At 72.0% G+C, this 14378-nt stretch carries 15 protein-coding genes and 2 pseudogenes; 8 read left to right on the forward strand and 9 right to left on the reverse strand.

Annotated elements, in window-relative coordinates; genetic code table 11:
* The 4 genes and pseudogenes from VIU94_RS05315 to VIU94_RS05330 all read left to right on the forward strand — a co-directional run.
* Window positions 1–343: pseudogene (locus VIU94_RS05315) on the forward strand (hypothetical protein); the annotation flags it as partial.
* A 239-nt stretch (window positions 344–582) separates the two neighbouring features.
* Complete coding sequence (locus tag VIU94_RS05320; RefSeq protein WP_331908058.1) at window positions 583–849, forward strand: hypothetical protein; 267 nt, start codon at window positions 583–585, stop codon at window positions 847–849.
* Window positions 850–1192: 343 nt separating this feature from the next.
* On the forward strand, window positions 1193–1690 hold the full coding sequence (locus tag VIU94_RS05325) for a hypothetical protein (protein WP_331908060.1): 498 nt from the start codon (window positions 1193–1195) through the stop codon (window positions 1688–1690).
* A gap of 304 nt (window positions 1691–1994) precedes the next feature.
* Entirely contained in the window at window positions 1995–2285 is a 291-nt protein-coding gene (locus VIU94_RS05330) for a chaplin (RefSeq protein ID WP_331908062.1), read from the forward strand.
* 79 nt (window positions 2286–2364) lie between these two features.
* On the opposite strand, the gene VIU94_RS05335 is transcribed toward VIU94_RS05330, so the two are convergent.
* A complete protein-coding gene (locus tag VIU94_RS05335; RefSeq protein WP_331908064.1) occupies window positions 2365–3231 on the reverse strand; it encodes a tyrosinase family protein in 867 nt (288 codons plus the stop codon).
* Window positions 3215–3652, reverse strand: a complete 438-nt coding sequence (locus tag VIU94_RS05340) for a tyrosinase family oxidase copper chaperone (protein ID WP_331908066.1) — start codon at window positions 3650–3652, stop codon at window positions 3215–3217. Before VIU94_RS05340 ends, VIU94_RS05335 begins: the two co-directional genes overlap by 17 nt.
* A 155-nt stretch (window positions 3653–3807) precedes the next feature.
* On the opposite strand from VIU94_RS05340, the gene VIU94_RS05345 reads away from it, so the two are divergent.
* The 3 genes from VIU94_RS05345 to VIU94_RS05355 are packed head-to-tail and all read left to right on the forward strand — an operon-like array spanning window position 3808 to window position 6003.
* On the forward strand, window positions 3808–4308 hold the full coding sequence (locus tag VIU94_RS05345; RefSeq protein ID WP_331908068.1) for a DUF5949 family protein: 501 nt from the start codon (window positions 3808–3810) through the stop codon (window positions 4306–4308).
* A gap of 5 nt (window positions 4309–4313) precedes the next feature.
* Window positions 4314–4964: a vitamin K epoxide reductase family protein gene (locus tag VIU94_RS05350; protein WP_331908070.1), complete on the forward strand. Its 651-nt coding sequence runs from the start codon at window positions 4314–4316 to the stop codon at window positions 4962–4964.
* Between the two features lies 1 nt (window position 4965).
* Window positions 4966–6003, forward strand: coding sequence for a glycoside hydrolase family 26 protein (locus VIU94_RS05355; protein WP_331908072.1), 1038 nt, complete (start codon window positions 4966–4968; stop codon window positions 6001–6003).
* Here the strand turns inward: VIU94_RS05355 and VIU94_RS05360 are convergent.
* Together VIU94_RS05360 and trhA are read right to left on the reverse strand one after the other, a co-directional pair.
* A complete protein-coding gene (locus tag VIU94_RS05360; RefSeq protein WP_331908074.1) occupies window positions 5969–6589 on the reverse strand; it encodes a TetR/AcrR family transcriptional regulator in 621 nt (206 codons plus the stop codon). The two genes, VIU94_RS05355 and VIU94_RS05360, sit on opposite strands and share 35 nt — an antisense overlap.
* Window positions 6590–6606: 17 nt before the next feature.
* Complete coding sequence (gene trhA, locus VIU94_RS05365; RefSeq protein WP_331908076.1) at window positions 6607–7293, reverse strand: PAQR family membrane homeostasis protein TrhA; 687 nt, start codon at window positions 7291–7293, stop codon at window positions 6607–6609.
* Window positions 7294–7491: 198 nt separating this feature from the next.
* Here trhA and VIU94_RS05370 point away from each other — a divergent pair, with 198 nt between their 5' ends.
* Entirely contained in the window at window positions 7492–9315 is a 1824-nt protein-coding gene (locus tag VIU94_RS05370; RefSeq protein ID WP_331908078.1) for a phosphoenolpyruvate carboxykinase (GTP), read from the forward strand.
* 167 nt (window positions 9316–9482) lie between these two features.
* Here the strand turns inward: VIU94_RS05370 and VIU94_RS05375 are convergent, their stop codons facing one another.
* The 5 genes and pseudogenes from VIU94_RS05375 to VIU94_RS44920 all read right to left on the reverse strand — a co-directional run.
* On the reverse strand, window positions 9483–10106 hold the full coding sequence (locus VIU94_RS05375; RefSeq protein WP_331908080.1) for a hypothetical protein: 624 nt from the start codon (window positions 10104–10106) through the stop codon (window positions 9483–9485).
* Window positions 10093–11706, reverse strand: coding sequence for a substrate-binding and vWA domain-containing protein (locus VIU94_RS05380; RefSeq protein WP_331908082.1), 1614 nt, complete (start codon window positions 11704–11706; stop codon window positions 10093–10095). The genes VIU94_RS05375 and VIU94_RS05380 overlap by 14 nt, the downstream gene beginning before the upstream one ends.
* Window positions 11703–12905, reverse strand: coding sequence for a toxic anion resistance protein (locus VIU94_RS05385; protein WP_331908084.1), 1203 nt, complete (start codon window positions 12903–12905; stop codon window positions 11703–11705). Before VIU94_RS05385 ends, VIU94_RS05380 begins: the two co-directional genes overlap by 4 nt.
* Window positions 12906–12914: 9 nt before the next feature.
* The gene (locus tag VIU94_RS05390; protein WP_414720891.1) at window positions 12915–13988 is read right to left on the reverse strand and encodes a hypothetical protein; all 1074 of its coding nucleotides are present in this window, start codon (window positions 13986–13988) and stop codon (window positions 12915–12917) included.
* A gap of 241 nt (window positions 13989–14229) precedes the next feature.
* Window positions 14230–14378: pseudogene (locus VIU94_RS44920) on the reverse strand (SCO4983 family protein); the annotation flags it as partial.

The raw sequence follows: 14378 nt of genomic DNA on the forward strand, positions 1-14378 counted from the left end.
CGCCCCCGCGCCCGTCGCCGCCCCCGGCGCGCCCGCCGTGATCTCGCCGGTGGCCCGCGCCGCCGCGCCGATCGCGCCCGCGGACGTGAAGGACGACGCCCTCGCGAGCCTGGAGAAGGCCGTCGCCGACCTGATCGCCGCCGCCACCGCGGGCGACCCGGCCGGTGTCGTCCCGGCGATCACCGCGACCCTGACCGGCCTGGTCAACACGGTCGTCGCCGTCGTGCTCGGCAGCGGCCTGCCCGCGGCGAATCTGCCCGGCCTGCCGACCATCCCGACCCTGCCGGTCGACCCGCCGGTCGACCTCCCGGCCGATCCGCCGGTGACGCTGCCGATCTCGTAGGCCTCGCGCGCTTCCGTGCCGGTCCGGAACTCCGGGCCGGCACGGTCGTGTTCAGGCCGCCGGCCGCCGCCGGTCCGATAACAGGACCGGCCCTCATCGATCGAGTGCAGTGCCGGGAAATCCCATGACCTGGAGTTTCCGGGGCGAGCAGGGCTCGTTACAGAACACGGAACGACACACCGGAATCGGCCAAGAGGCCGGTGTGTCATGTGACTTGCTCGCGAAGAAAGGACCAGTTCATGAAGCCTGCCAAGGTTGCCGCGGTCGTCGCCGGATCGGTGATGGCCCTGGGCGCGGCCGCGCCCGCCATGGCCGCGGAGTCCGCCGCGCCCGCCGGACTGAACGGTGCGCTCGGCGCTCTCAAGAGCAGCCAGCCGCTCAAGACGGACGCCCTGAGCAGCACCACCGACGGATCCGCGCTCAAGACCGTCACCGACACCGCCGACAAGGTCAACGAGACCAGCCAGAACGCCCCGCTGCTCGGCGGTCTCCCGCTCCCCAAGTAGGCGCGCCGGCCCGCTGGTTCGTCGAGCTCACGCCGGGCGTGGCGTGCGCGGTCAGGGTCTGCTCAGGACGAGGAACGTCTCGTCCGGAGCAGGCCCTGCGCGCGTTTGCGCGCCGCCTTTCCGTGCGAGCGCCCGAATGCGCCACGGCGGGCGGCCCCGTACGCGTCAACCGGCGTCGCCGCGTTCACCGGCAAGGGTCGTGGCGTTGCTGCAACCAGGCGAATTTCGCGACGCCGCGGTCAAGGTGCTCGTTCTAGACGACACAGCACCCACCCCCACCACAAGCTCCTGAAGGGCGTGCGCAGTAATGAACCTGCGATCTCAAGCCGGCATGGGAATCCTGATGTCGGCCCTGGCTTCCGCCGCCATGGCGTCGACCGTCTCCTCCGCCGCAGCCACCGAGGCTCCCGTCGTCCTGCCGCTGCAGGGCCTGGAGACCGCGGCCCCGGGGCTTGACGCGCCGACCGTGGCCAGCGGCGTGCCGCTGCCCATGCCGGGTGCGCCCACCGGTCTCCACGAGAGCGGCAGCCTGCCGGACGCGGGCCTGCCGCGCGTCCCGGTGGGGAGCTCGGTGCCGGAGACCCTCGTCGACGCCCCGCTGCCGGAGCTCCTCGACGGCAGCGAGTCCGGCCACGCGCTGCTGACCACGCCGGGCTCGGCCGTGAAGACCGTCACGCCCGGCGCGGTCATCGGCACTCCGGTCGCCGCCCCGACCGGCGCCACGGGCCCGCTCGGTCTGCCCGGCCTGCCGGGTCTGGCCGAGCCGCAGGCCGGCCTCCTGGCGCCGACCTTCTCCGGGGCGCTCGACCCCACGCTGGGCCTGCAGCCCCCTGCGGTCTGACGAATCGTTCTTGTATGACCGATGGAGGGGTCGTGAAGACACGATTCTTCCCCGCCACCCCACGGGCTTCCGCTCGTTGCGACAGGAGGCTTGTCGCATGGCCGCGGCCCGCAGGTCCGGTGTCCGGCCCGTCGTATCCGACGGCGGGACTTCACCGGCCTGCGGGCCTTTCCGTATGCGCGGTCGGGCGAAGGATCTGGGCCGGTTGACGTAATCCCCCGTTACCCCTTCCGCGTCACGACGTTGAACGGCTGTGACGACCGTGATTCTCGCGGTCGCGTTCCAAAGGTCCAAGGAGTTCTTGATGTCTCGCATCGCGAAGGCTGCCGCTGTCCTCGCCGGCACGGGTGCCGTTGCCCTCAGCGGAGCCGGCATGGCCGTCGCCGACTCGGGCGCCGAGGCCATCGCCGCCCACTCGCCCGGTGTCGCGTCCGGCAACGCCGTCCAGGTTCCGATCCACATCCCGATCAACCTGTGCGGCAACACCGTCAACGTCATCGGCCTGATCAACCCGGCGTTCGGCAACGAGTGCGCCAACATCGACGCCGACGGCGGCGGCGACCACGGCCACGGCGACGGCGGCTACGGCAGCTGATCACCGGCCTCAATGCCGAGAGCGGCCCCCCGGTCCTCCGACCGGGGGGCCGCTCCATGTGTCCGGGGTGTCGGGCCGCCTACGCGTACCGGTAGATGTGCGAGACGTCGAGCAGATCCGCCGGGGTGACCTGCCACGGCCGCATCGGCTCGTGCAGCGCGGCGACCCGCCCGTGCTGGAGGTCCCCGCGCGGCGGCGGCTGGGCGGGGAGGTAGCCCGACCGCGGATGCCGCCGCTGCCAGCGCGTCCACAGCAGGTCGACGAAGGAGTGGTGCAGCCAGAACACCGGGTCGTTCACCGAGGCCCCGCCCAGCATCATCCCGCCGACCCAGCGGTGCACCCGGTTGTGGTTCTGCCAGCGGGCGTCGCCCACGCCCGGGGCCCAGCCCTCCAGCAGGTTGCGGAAGCCGGAGCGGCTGGTCGAGTCCCAGGGGGAGACGTCGTACGCCGTCTCGCTCATCGCGCGCTCGAGGTCGGCGGGCGTGGGCAGCGTCAGCGGGTCGCGTGGCCGGCCGAGGTCCCGGGTCAGGAACCGGGTGTCGGTCATCGCCACCGCGATCGGCCATCGGCCGCCGGCGTACGCGAACGGGCCGGTCGTCACCTGCAGATCGCTGCGCCGCCCGGTGCCGCCCATGAAGTCGGCGGACCACAGTGCGGAGTTCGGGCCGCCGTCCCGGGTCCAGTCCCAGTACGGGACGGTCACCGCCGGGTCGATCCGGCGCAGCGCCCGCTCGAAGTCGAGCAGGAAGCGGCGGTGCCAGGGCAGGAAGCTGGGCGCGCCGTGGGCGAGACGCAGTCCGCTCTCGCCGTCGGGGCGGTAGTAGTCGATGTGCGTGCGGACGAAGTCGTCGTACGTCCCCTGGCTCTTGAGCTCCAGGACCGCGTCGACGAACCTGCCTCGCTCGGCGGGTGTCAGGTCGCGCTGGTTCTTACGCACGTACGCCACGCGGGCTCCCTCCCGGGTGGCCGCCGTGGGCGGCGGCGAGCGGAGACAGCGACGCGGCCCCCAGTTCGTCGACGGCCGCGCGGGTTGCGGCCAGCGGGGTCGGACAGGACCGGTAGTGGTCGAGCGGGGTGAGCCAGCCGCCGTCGGCGCAGCGCATGACGTGCAGCGGGCGGCCGTCCACGCGGACCCGGACGGCGCCCGCGGCGGCCGGCTCGGCCTGGATGCGGCGGCCCCGGTACATCTCGTCGAAGCGGGTGCCCTCGGCGTGCGGGCCGCCGGGGGCGAGGGGGTCGGGGCGCCGCGGCGCGGTGACGGGTCCGTCCTTCTCCGCGGCGGCGATGCGGGCGAGGGCGCCGCCCGTGAAGGCGGTGACGGCCACCGCGAAAAGGGTTCGCAGGGCGTAGCGGCGCGGGACGCTCATGAGTGAACTCTCCTGGGCGAAAGGGCGAATGCCATCTAGGTAGAACGAGCGAGAAGGCATTCGGTCACGGAGAAAACACGGGGGCGGGTGAATGTCTGCCGGACGGGTGACAAGGGCTCGGGGCATTCCCACGCGGACCACTAGCATCCGGCGTCATGACCTCACCGAACGCGATCTCCCGGGCGCGCAGTGCCAATCCGCTGGGAACGCTCACCGTCATTCCCTGGACCATCGGGCCCACCGCCGAGAAGAACATCACCGCATTTCTGATGGTGTATTCGCTCGGGGACGGCCCCGACGGCCCCGAGGCCTGCGAGGCCTCGATGCGTCAGGCCCTGCAGGGCATGGGTCTGCAGATCGGCGGCGAGCTCGCCGACGGCGCGCAGGCCGCTCTCGGGGTCCATCTGCTCGTCGAGGCTCAGCAGGCGGTGCTCACCCTGCCGTTCATGAAGGTGCAGTGCCCGGTGCCGGCGGAGTGGGAGGCCGCCGCGCACCAGAACGGACAGGTGGTTCTCCTCTGTCCGACGACGCCGTGGCCCGAGGCGGTGCCCGGCGAGACGGTCACCGAGGCGCGGCTGAAGACCTTCGTCACCGACGAGCGGGTCGTGAAGAACTCGGCGCACCTGGTGATGCCGGTGCGGCGGATCCAGGGCTGACGCTCATGGCGACGGTCGGCGCACGGGACGGGGTGCCGGGTCAGCGGCACCGGCCGGACGATCCCCCGAGGACGGACGGGCGGATCGGCGCGAGCCGGGCGTTCGGCTGGATGCTGATGATCACCGGGGCGGCGGGGGTGCTCGCCGGCTGGGTCATCACGATCGACAAGTTCCACCTCCTCGAGGACCCGAACTTCACCCCGGGCTGCAGCCTCAACCCGGTCGTCTCCTGCGGCAACATCATGAAGAGCGAGCAGGCGGCGGTGTTCGGCTTCCCGAACCCGATGCTGGGGCTCGTCACGTACGCGATGGTCGTCGCCGTCGGCGCCGGACTGCTCTCCGGGGCCCGGTACCGCCCGTGGTTCTGGCTCGGGCTCAACGCGGGCACGCTGTTCGGCGTCGGGTTCTGCGCCTGGCTGATGTACCAGTCGCTGTACGAGATCAACGCGCTCTGCCTGTGGTGCTGCCTCGCCTGGACCGCGACCGTCGTCATGTTCTGGTACGTCACCTCGCACAACGTCCGCACCGGCGTGCTGCCGGCGCCCGCCGGACTGCGCGGTTTCTGCGAGGAGTTCACGTTCGCCCTGCCGGTCCTGCACCTGGGCGTCATCGGCATGCTGATCCTGACCCGCTGGTGGGACTTCTGGACGAGCTGACGTGACCCTTCCCAGGACCTCCACCTGGCCGCGAGCCGCACTGGTCGTGCTGCTCGCGGCCTTGTGGTGTGCGCTCCCGCCGCACCGGGGGATCGCGCCGGACGCCCGGCACAGCGGGCGGTGGGCCGCCTCGCTGCCGCCGCTGACCGCGCCGTCGGGCTTCTTCACCGGCTCGGACGCGGCCGGGGTGGCGCGGATCGGCGAGGCGCAGCAGTGGCTATGGGGGTCCCGAGAGCTCGGGGGAGGCCCGGCGCTGACCGTCGGCCACACGTATCTGCCCGGCGACCTGTGGTCCAACATCGAGGGCCACGCCGCCCTGTTCGAGCCCTGGGCGCGCTGGAAGGCGGAGCGGCCGGGGCGGTTGTTCGTGCTCAACGTGCCGATGCTGGAGCGCAACGAGGCGGGGCTGAGCGACGGCGAGGTCCGCGCCGAGCTGCGGCGCGGCGCGGCCGGCGCGTTCGACGGGCACTTCCGGACGCTGGGCCGGCGGCTGGTCCGGCACGGCCTCGGCGACGCGGTCCTCGTCCTCGGCTGGGAGATGAACGGGACGACGTACAGCCATCGTTGTGCCCCGGACCCGGCGGCGTGGCAGGCGTATTGGCGACGCCTCGTCGTCGTGCTGCGCGGGACGCCGGGGCAGCGGTTCCGGTTCGACTTCACGCCGAGCCGGGGCCGGGACGCGATCCCGTGGCCGGAGTGCTACCCGGGGGACGGGTACGTCGACATCGTCGGGCTCGACGCCTACGACCAGCCGGAGGGGCTGGACTTCGCCGGGCAGGTCGCGGAGGAGTACGGCCTCGCGCACCATGTGCGGTTCGCCGCCGCGCACGGCAAGCCGGTGTCGTACCCGGAGTGGGGGCTGTTCCGGAACGGGGACAACCCGGCCTATGTGTGGGGGATGCTCGACTGGTTCGCCCGGCACCGGCCGGTGTACCAGACCCTCACGGACTACTGCCCGCACGGGGTGTGGCAGTGCCCGGACAACCCCCTGTCGGGACGGGTGGTCAGGGGCGTGCTCGGAGCGCCAGGCCGCCCTTGAGGGTGTCGACGGTGCGGCTGAGCAGCGGGGCGAGCGCGTCGGGGTCGCGGCCGTGCTCGGCCCAGTAGACGGTCGCCTCGCGCAGCGCGCCGAGGACGGCCGCGGTGAGGACCCGTACCTCCAGGTCGTCGGCGTCCCGGCCGGTGCGGTGGGCGAGCGCTCCGGCGAGCCGCTGCGCGGTCTCGGCGGTGGTCTCGGTGAGCCGGGTCCGTACGGAGGGGATCTCGACCAGCAGCCGGGCCCGCAGCAGGACCTCCTCGGTCTCCCCGGCCAGGGCGGCGGTCACCGCGTCGGTCACCACGACGCGCAGCGACTCCAGCGGGTCCTCGCCGGCGGGGCGGGCGAGCAGCCGGGCCTCCAGGAGGTCGTCGCCCTCGTCGCTGAGGAGGATGTCCTCCTTGACCGGGAAGTACCGCGCGACGGTGCTGGGGGAGACCTCGGCCTCGGCGGCGATCTGCTCGGTGGTCGTGGTCTCCCACGGCTGGGCGGCGACGAGCTTGTACGCCGCCCGGCGGATCGCGGCGCGGGTCTTGAGCTTCTTGCGCTCGCGCAGGGGGAGCCGGGGCGTCGTCTCGTCGTCGGGCATGACGGACATTCTGCGGGTCAGGCGTGCTGGTAGGCCACCAGGGAGATGCCGACGTAGTGGACGACGAAGGCCGCGAGGGTGAAGGAGTGGAAGACCTCGTGGAAGCCGAACCAGCGCGGGGACGGGTTGGGGCGCTTGATCCCGTAGATCACGCCGCCGGCGCTGTAGAGGACGCCGCCGACGATCACCAGGACGAGGACGGCGATGCCGCCGGCCCGCATGAAGTCCGGCAGGAAGAAGACGGCGGCCCAGCCCATCGCGATGTAGCAGGGCGTGTACAGCCAGCGCGGGGCGCCGACCCAGAAGACCCGGAAGGCGATGCCGGCCGCGGCGGCCGCCCAGACCGCCCACATCAGGGGCCGGCCGGTGGAATCGGGGAGGAGCAGCAGCGTCAGGGGGGTATAGGTGCCCGCGATGATCAGGAAGATATTGGCGTGGTCGAGGCGGCGGAGCACGGCCTCGCCGCGCGGGCCCCAGTTCCCCCGGTGGTACAGCGCGCTGATGCCGAAGAGCAGGCAGGCGGTGAGCACGTAGATCCCGCAGGCGATCCGGGCCCGGGGCGAGTCCGAGAGCGCGACCAGGGTGAGCCCGGCGACGAGCACGGCGGGGAACATGCCGGCGTGCAGCCAGCCGCGCAGCCGCGGCTTCAGCGGCACGTGCGGGGCCTGCTCCATCTGGGTGTGCTCCGGCGTCGCTGCAGTCATGGGCCGAATGCTACCGACGCGTCCGTAGTCTCCGGGCAGGAGTGGCGATGCTCACGTGTGCGGCCCTCTGGACATATGGGCACACGTGTCGGATACGATCAAATGAGTGTGGTCGGCACCGGATGAGCAGCTACGACGCATCCGGGTCGCAGCCCCCACGGGGCATACATCTAAAAAACCCCTCATCAAGGAGCAATCGTGGCGCGCGACAACGCGGCTCCCACCACCGTCCCCACCCAGCACCAGGACCTGGTCGCCTGGGTGAACGACATCGCGGCGATCACCCAGCCCGACGACATCGTTTGGTGCGACGGGTCCGAGGCCGAGTACGAGCGCCTCTGCGAGGAGCTCGTCGCCAAGGGGACCTTCAAGAAGCTGGACGAGATCAAGCGCCCGAACTCGTACTACGCCGCCTCCGACCCGACCGACGTCGCGCGCGTCGAGGACCGGACCTTCATCTGCTCCGAGAAGGAGGAGGACGCCGGCCCGACCAACCACTGGAAGGCCCCGGCGGAGATGAAGGAGATCTTCGCGGGTGAGGAAGGCATCTTCCGCGGCTCCATGAAGGGCCGCACCATGTACGTCGTGCCCTTCTGCATGGGCCCGGTCGGCTCCCCGCTCTCCGCCATCGGCGTCGAGATCACCGACTCCGCGTACGTCGCCGTCTCCATGCGCACCATGACCCGCATGGGACAGGCCGTCCTCGACGAGCTGGGCGCCGACGGCTTCTTCGTGAAGGCCGTCCACACGCTGGGCGCCCCCCTGGAAGAGGGCCAGGAGGACGTGCCGTGGCCCTGCAACTCCACCAAGTACATCTCGCACTTCCCCGAGACCCGCGAGATCTGGTCGTACGGCTCCGGCTACGGCGGCAACGCCCTGCTCGGCAAGAAGTGCTACGCGCTCCGTATCGCCTCGGTGATGGCCCGTGACGAGGGCTGGCTCGCCGAGCACATGCTGATCCTGAAGCTCACCCCGCCGCGGGGTGAGTCGAAGTACGTGGCCGCCGCCTTCCCGTCCGCGTGCGGCAAGACGAACCTCGCCATGCTGCAGCCGACGATCCCGGGCTGGACCGTCGAGACCATCGGCGACGACATCGCCTGGATGCGGTTCGGCGAGGACGGCCGTCTCTACGCGATCAACCCCGAGGCCGGCTTCTTCGGCGTCGCGCCCGGCACCGGCGAGCACACCAACGCCAACGCCATGAAGACCCTGTGGGGCAACTCCGTCTTCACCAACGTCGCGCTCACCGACGACGGCGACGTGTGGTGGGAGGGCATGACCGAGGAGGCGCCCAAGCACCTCACGGACTGGAAGGGCAACGACTGGACCCCGGAGTCCGAGACCCCGGCTGCCCACCCCAACGCCCGCTTCACCGTCCCGGCCGCGCAGTGCCCGACGATCGCCCCCGAGTGGGAGGACACCAAGGGCGTCCCGATCTCCGCGATCCTCTTCGGCGGCCGCCGCGCCTCCGCCGTGCCGCTGGTCACCGAGTCCTTCAACTGGAACCACGGCGTCTTCCTCGGCGCGAACGTCGCCTCCGAGAAGACCGCCGCCGCCGAGGGCAAGGTCGGCGAGCTGCGCCGCGACCCGTTCGCCATGCTGCCGTTCTGCGGCTACAACATGGGCGACTACATGGCGCACTGGATCAAGGTCGGCGCGTCCGCGGACGCCGCCAAGCTGCCGAAGATCTACTACGTCAACTGGTTCCGCAAGAACGACGCCGGCAAGTTCGTCTGGCCCGGCTTCGGCGAGAACAGCCGCGTCCTGAAGTGGATCGTCGAGCGCCTGCAGGGCACGGCGGAGGGCGTCGAGACCCCGATCGGCGTCCTGCCGACCGCGGACTCCCTCGACACCGACGGCCTGGACCTGCCGGCCGAGGACCTGGAGTTCCTGCTCAAGGTCGACCGCGACGTCTGGCGCGAGGAGGCCGCCCTGGTCCCCGAGCACCTGAACACCTTCGGCGACCACACGCCGAAGGAGCTGTGGGACGAGTACCGCGCTCTGGTGGAGCGCCTGGGCTAGTCCCCGCCCCGTGACTCGTGGCGGGTTGCCCCGAACACCGCCCTGACCAGTGGGGTCACGACGGCCCGCCACGATGCGAACGGCCCCCGGAAGCCAACCTCACCTGGCTCCGGGGGCCGCAGCATGTCCGAGTCGGATCGCATCGAATCGCGTCGGATCCCTTCGGACTACAGGCGGTCCTGACGGTCCTCCGTGACGATCGTGTGCGCTTCCTGGCGGCGCTCCTCGGCGTCCCTGAGGGCGCTCGCGATCGAGGTCGTCTCCCGGTGCAGCGCGGTGAGCTGGCGTTCGAGATGCCGCTCCGGCGGCTCCGTGCCCGGGGCGACCCGCGACCACCAGCGGGTACGGACGTACGAGTCCACGGCCTCCGGGATGTCCTGGCGCACAGCCCGGGACAGCGCGTGCACCGCCTCCGGGTCCTGCGCCAGCACGTCCGCGACCCAGCGCGGGTCGAGCAGCGCCTCCAAAACCCCGTCCAGCTCGGTGAGCCGGCCGGCCGCCGCCGGAGGCAGGTCGACCTCCGCCAGATACGTCCGCAGGGTCGCGAAGTTCTCCCGCAGCTCGTCCAGTTCCTCGGCCGGGTCCGGGAAGTCCGGGGCCGGCGGCCGTTCGGGCGGGGCGATCAGCGCGCCCGCGCCGTACAGACCGGCGACCACCACGGGCCAGTACGCGCCGGCCAGGCCGGTGAAGGTCGCCACCAGACCGACCAGGCCCGCGGCGGAGCCGGTCAGGTTCTTGCGGGACTCCAGGTAGCGGAGCACCCGGCTCGGGGAGCGGTCACTGGTAGCCACGGATCTCCTCGAAGGCGCCGTCGAGCGAGCCGGTCGTCGCGTCGAAGAGCCGGCCGCCGGTGAGCGTGGCGATGCCCTCCAGCTGGGCCCGGTCGGAGTCGCCGAACAGGATCGGGAAGACCGGGGTGCGGCGGCGGTCCTCCGGCAGGGCCTTGTAGAAGCTCTCGAAGCCGGAGGCCGGTGCGCCGGCGGTGTTCTCGCCGTCCGTCATCAGCACGATCGAGGTGAACGCCGAGCGGGAGTCGCCCCTGCCCAGCACCTCGTACGCCTCCTGCAGACTGCTGTAGATCGCGGTCTCGCCGGAGGCCGACAGCTTGCCGGCGTCGGCGCGGATCGCGCTCAGCGCGGTGTCCGGGGACTTCGGGTCGACGGTGTGCGTACGGACCTGGTCCTGCTTCACCGACGAGCCGAACGGCAGCAGCGTGACCTCCTCCCGGTCCCGGAAGTCCTTCGTCAGCTCGCTCAGCGAGGCCTTCAGCCGCGCCAGGCGGTCGCCCGACATGGAGCCGGAGGTGTCGAGGACGTAGACCGTACGGGAGGGCCGGCGCAGCCGGTTGTCGTACGCGTCGAGCAGCCCGTCGGCGACGGACCGGCTGCCGGGGAACGGGAGTTCGCGGCGCGGGTCCGTGGCGATCGAGGCGGCCGGCTTCACCCCGGGGACGACCGGGCGGCGCAGCGTCTTCTCGGTGATCAGCCGTTGGGCGTCGGCGCCGCGCAGGTGGGTGGTCAGCCTGCGGGCCGCGTCCTTCGCCTCGGAGGGGGCTGAAGTGAGGGCGGTGAACGGGTAGTCGGCGGTGACGACGCCGTCGCTGGGGCGTACGACGGTCAGCTTCTCCGGCATCGAGAGCAGCACCGACTCGTAGTTGACCAGCGCGTCGACGTCGGAGCGACGGGCGTACGCGGCGGCCAGCCAGCCGGATGAGCCGGAGGTCAGCGTCTGCCCCGCGAAGAACTCCTTCAGCCGGGGCGTCGCGCGGGCCACGTCGGCGTCGGTGAGCGCGGACTGCGCGCCGGACAGCCCGGACGCGATCGAGACCAGCGCGGAGAAGCCGGAGTTGGAGCGCACCGGGTCCGTCATGCCGTAGCCCAGCTTGCCGTCGGCGACGGCGCGGTGGACCTGGGCCCAGGTGACCTTCTTCGGGACCCAGCCGAGCCGGGCGACCGCCGCGGGCCGCAGGCCCAGTGCGACCGGCGAGGTCATGATCGGCGTCTCGCCGGTGATCCGCGCGGCGGTCTCCGGCCGCAACCGCAGATAGTCGTTGGACGACAGCCACACGGCGTCGTACCGCCCGTCCGCCTTGCCGGACGCCACCTGCTCGACGGCGTCGAGCGTGCCCGCGTACGTCGGGCGCACGGTCACGCCGGTGGCCTTCTCGGCCGCGTCCAGTACCGGCTTCATGTCGGCCAGCTCGGAGGAGGCGAGGACGCGGAGGGTGCCGGGCTTGTAGGTGTGGTCGTCCTTGTCGTCGGTGCCGCCTCCGCCTCCGCCTCCGTCGCCGACGCCGCATGCCGCCGTGCCGGCGAGCATGAGGGCGGCGGCGAGGAACGCGCCCGCGCGCCGGAGTGCTCGTGGGCGCCGGAGTGCTCTCGGGCCGGTCATCCGAGGCCGCCTTCGAGGGCGCCCGTGCGGCGGGTGCGCTCCAGGTACGTGCCGGCCGTCTGGAGTTCCGCGGTCAGGCTCTCCACCGTGGTCGCCATCGCCTCGGTGGCCTGGATCTTGTACGAGTCGATCGTGTCGAGGGTGCGGTAGATCTGCTGGAACGCCGTGCGCAGCGTGTCCACGGCGACCGCCGGGTCCGCCGCGATCCGCTGGATCTCACCGGACTGCTCGGCGAACATCGCCGCGTTGTCGCGGATCAGCGCGTCCGTCGTCGCCGTCAGGGCGTTGATCTGCTCGGTCACCTTGCGCTGGTTCTCCAGCGCGGAGGCCAGCATGACCGCGATCCGCAGCGCCGACACCGTGGTCGTCGCCGCCCGGTCCACGCCCTTGATCAGCTCGTCGTTGTTGCGCCGCACGACGTCCATCGCCAGGTAGCCCTGGGCGCAGACGGCCAGCTGGGTCAGCAGGTCCTGGTGCTTCTGGCGGACCGGGAAGAGCACGTCCGCGCGGAGCGCGTCGGCCGCCGCCGGGTCCGGGGTGCCCGCGATGTGCTCCTCCACGGCCGCGTCGAGGGCGTCGGTGAGAACCGCGTACTCCTGGAGCTTGCCCATGGTCTCCCACAGCCGCGCCCGCTCGGTCTGCAACGCCGCGTTGTCGCGGCGCAGCTCGTCCTGGCCGCCGCGCAGCCCGCCGACGATCTTGTTGAGCGTGGTCTGCGAGGAGGCGTACTTGGCGATGTGGTCGCGGGCCTTGTTGCCGCCCGGCAGCCGGGACAGCAGTTTGCGCGCGCCCTTCGCGGGCGTGTCGCGCGGGTCGAGGTCCTCGATCGTGCGGCGCAGCTCGACGAGGGACGAGCCGACCCGGGACTGCGCGTCGCCGCCGCCGTCGGACAGCGAGCGGACCGTGCGGTCCAGCATCCGGTTCGTCTGCTGCGTGGCGGTGCGCATGTCGCCCGCGCCGAGCGAGGTGATCTCCCCGATGCGGCCCGCGAACTCGGGCGAGCGGGGGTCGATGCCGGCGAGCGAGCCGACGTAGTCGGCGGCGCGCCGGGTCATCTCGGTACGGACCGAGTCGTCGAGCGGGACGAGCCCGGACGCCTGCTCGCTGCGGACCGGGGCGACCGGCTCGGGCGGGGTCAGGACGAGCGGCGGATCGTTCTCCGGCGGCGTCAGAAGCGGGCCCTGTGGCCTGGTGGTCATGCGGTCCCCCTAGGAACGGGCCCGCCGCGCCATCTCGTGCAGCACCTCGCTGGTGGGCACGGGCGCCTGGCGGACTCCGGTGAGTGTCTGGTTGATGCGGCCCTTGTGGGCGGCGGTGGCGGCGGTGAACTCGGCGGCGGCGCCCTGCGGGCGGAAGCCGTGCCGGACCACGAGCCTCCGCAACTCCGGGTCGGTGGCGAGCAGTTCGCCGAGCGTCCGGCCGTTCTCGCTGAGCGGTACGACGGTGTGGTCGCTGTTGACCGTGGTGTCCGGGTAGAGCAGCACCAGGTCCCCGAGGTCCTGCTTCGCGAGCAGCTGCGAGGCGACCTGGGACTCGTACACGAGGACCAGCGGATTGCCGACGCCGCTGATGAAGTCCCTGAACGGCGCGTCGGAGCTGGACTGTTGGGCCCCCTGCACCTGGGTCATCTTGCGCAGCAGCGGCGCCGTGCGGTCCACGGCCGCCTTGTCGCCGGCGACCTTGCCGCCGTCGGCGACATAGCTCGCCGCGGCGAGGTACAGCGCGCCCGAGTTCGAGGCCGACGGGTCGGTCGAGGTGATGAACAGCGTCCCGCTCAACTCCGGGTGCGCGGCGGCCCCCTTGAGCTGCTGCCAGGTCCGGTCGGCGCGCGCGGCCTCCAGGTACGGGCCCATCCGCAGGGTGCCGCTGGTCGGGCCGTTCAGCACGGCGAGGCCGTTGCCCGCGAGCACCTCGGCGGCGGCGCGGTGCGCGACGACGACGAGCGGCGAGTAGAACGGGCGCTGCGGAGCGCCCGTCGCCTTCGCCTTGGCCCGCAGTTCGTCGGCCGGCGCCTTGGACGACGGGAACGCGAAGTCGTACCCCTTGAGGGGGAGTTGCTCCATGTCCCAGGACCCGGAGGTCTCCGTCTTCACGGTGAAACCCTTGGCGGCGAGGGCCTTCACCACATCCGGGTCGGCGAAGAACTCCGCCTTCTCCGACCCGATCACTCCTCGCACGGTCTTCGTTGCCGTGCCTGTCCCACTGTCGCGGCCTGCGACGACGGCTGCTGCCACTCCGCCGATCAGCAGCACCGCCAGGACGATTCCCACGATGCGTCTCACGGGAGCAATCTGCTCCCGGAACTCCACATTCCAGGGGGAGTTGGGTGGACGGGGAGTGAAGTGCCGATCGCGGTAGTGAACCGGAGTGGGGGGTTTCGGCAGGGGGTGCTCAGGGTGGGGTTTGCTCGGGTCGGGGGTTACTCAGGTTGGGGGTTGCTCAGGTTGGGGTTGGCTGAAGTCGTGGGCCGCCTCGTGGGTGGCACCCGGTCCGCGGACCTCCCCGGCTCGCGGACCGGGGCCGTCAGGGGGCGCCGACCAGGTCCTGGCCGGCCAGGGCCGCGCTGTGCGCGTCCATCCGCTGGGCCGCGAGGATCGCGGCGGCGGTGTCGGCCCGGGATGCCGCGACGAGCAGCGCGCGGCCGGCGAGGGCGTGCGCGCGCCGGTGGAGCG

Origin of the sequence: Streptomyces sp., assembly GCF_036566765.1 — a bacterium.
GTDB lineage: Bacteria > Actinomycetota > Actinomycetes > Streptomycetales > Streptomycetaceae > Streptomyces.

Excerpts from the sequence above, each read along its gene's own strand:
- VIU94_RS05320 (WP_331908058.1), top strand. The coding sequence starts at position 583 with ATGAAGCCTGCCAAGGTTGCCGCGGTCGTCGCCGGATCGGTGATGGCC.
- VIU94_RS05325 (WP_331908060.1), top strand. The coding sequence starts at position 1,193 with ATGTCGGCCCTGGCTTCCGCCGCCATGGCGTCGACCGTCTCCTCCGCC.
- VIU94_RS05330 (WP_331908062.1), top strand. The coding sequence starts at position 1,995 with ATGTCTCGCATCGCGAAGGCTGCCGCTGTCCTCGCCGGCACGGGTGCC.
- VIU94_RS05340 (WP_331908066.1), bottom strand. The coding sequence starts at position 3,652 with ATGAGCGTCCCGCGCCGCTACGCCCTGCGAACCCTTTTCGCGGTGGCC.
- VIU94_RS05345 (WP_331908068.1), top strand. The coding sequence starts at position 3,808 with ATGACCTCACCGAACGCGATCTCCCGGGCGCGCAGTGCCAATCCGCTG.
- VIU94_RS05350 (WP_331908070.1), top strand. The coding sequence starts at position 4,314 with ATGGCGACGGTCGGCGCACGGGACGGGGTGCCGGGTCAGCGGCACCGG.
- VIU94_RS05360 (WP_331908074.1), bottom strand. The coding sequence starts at position 6,589 with ATGCCCGACGACGAGACGACGCCCCGGCTCCCCCTGCGCGAGCGCAAG.
- trhA (WP_331908076.1), bottom strand. The coding sequence starts at position 7,293 with ATGACTGCAGCGACGCCGGAGCACACCCAGATGGAGCAGGCCCCGCAC.
- VIU94_RS05380 (WP_331908082.1), bottom strand. The coding sequence starts at position 11,706 with ATGACCGGCCCGAGAGCACTCCGGCGCCCACGAGCACTCCGGCGCGCG.
- VIU94_RS05385 (WP_331908084.1), bottom strand. The coding sequence starts at position 12,905 with ATGACCACCAGGCCACAGGGCCCGCTTCTGACGCCGCCGGAGAACGAT.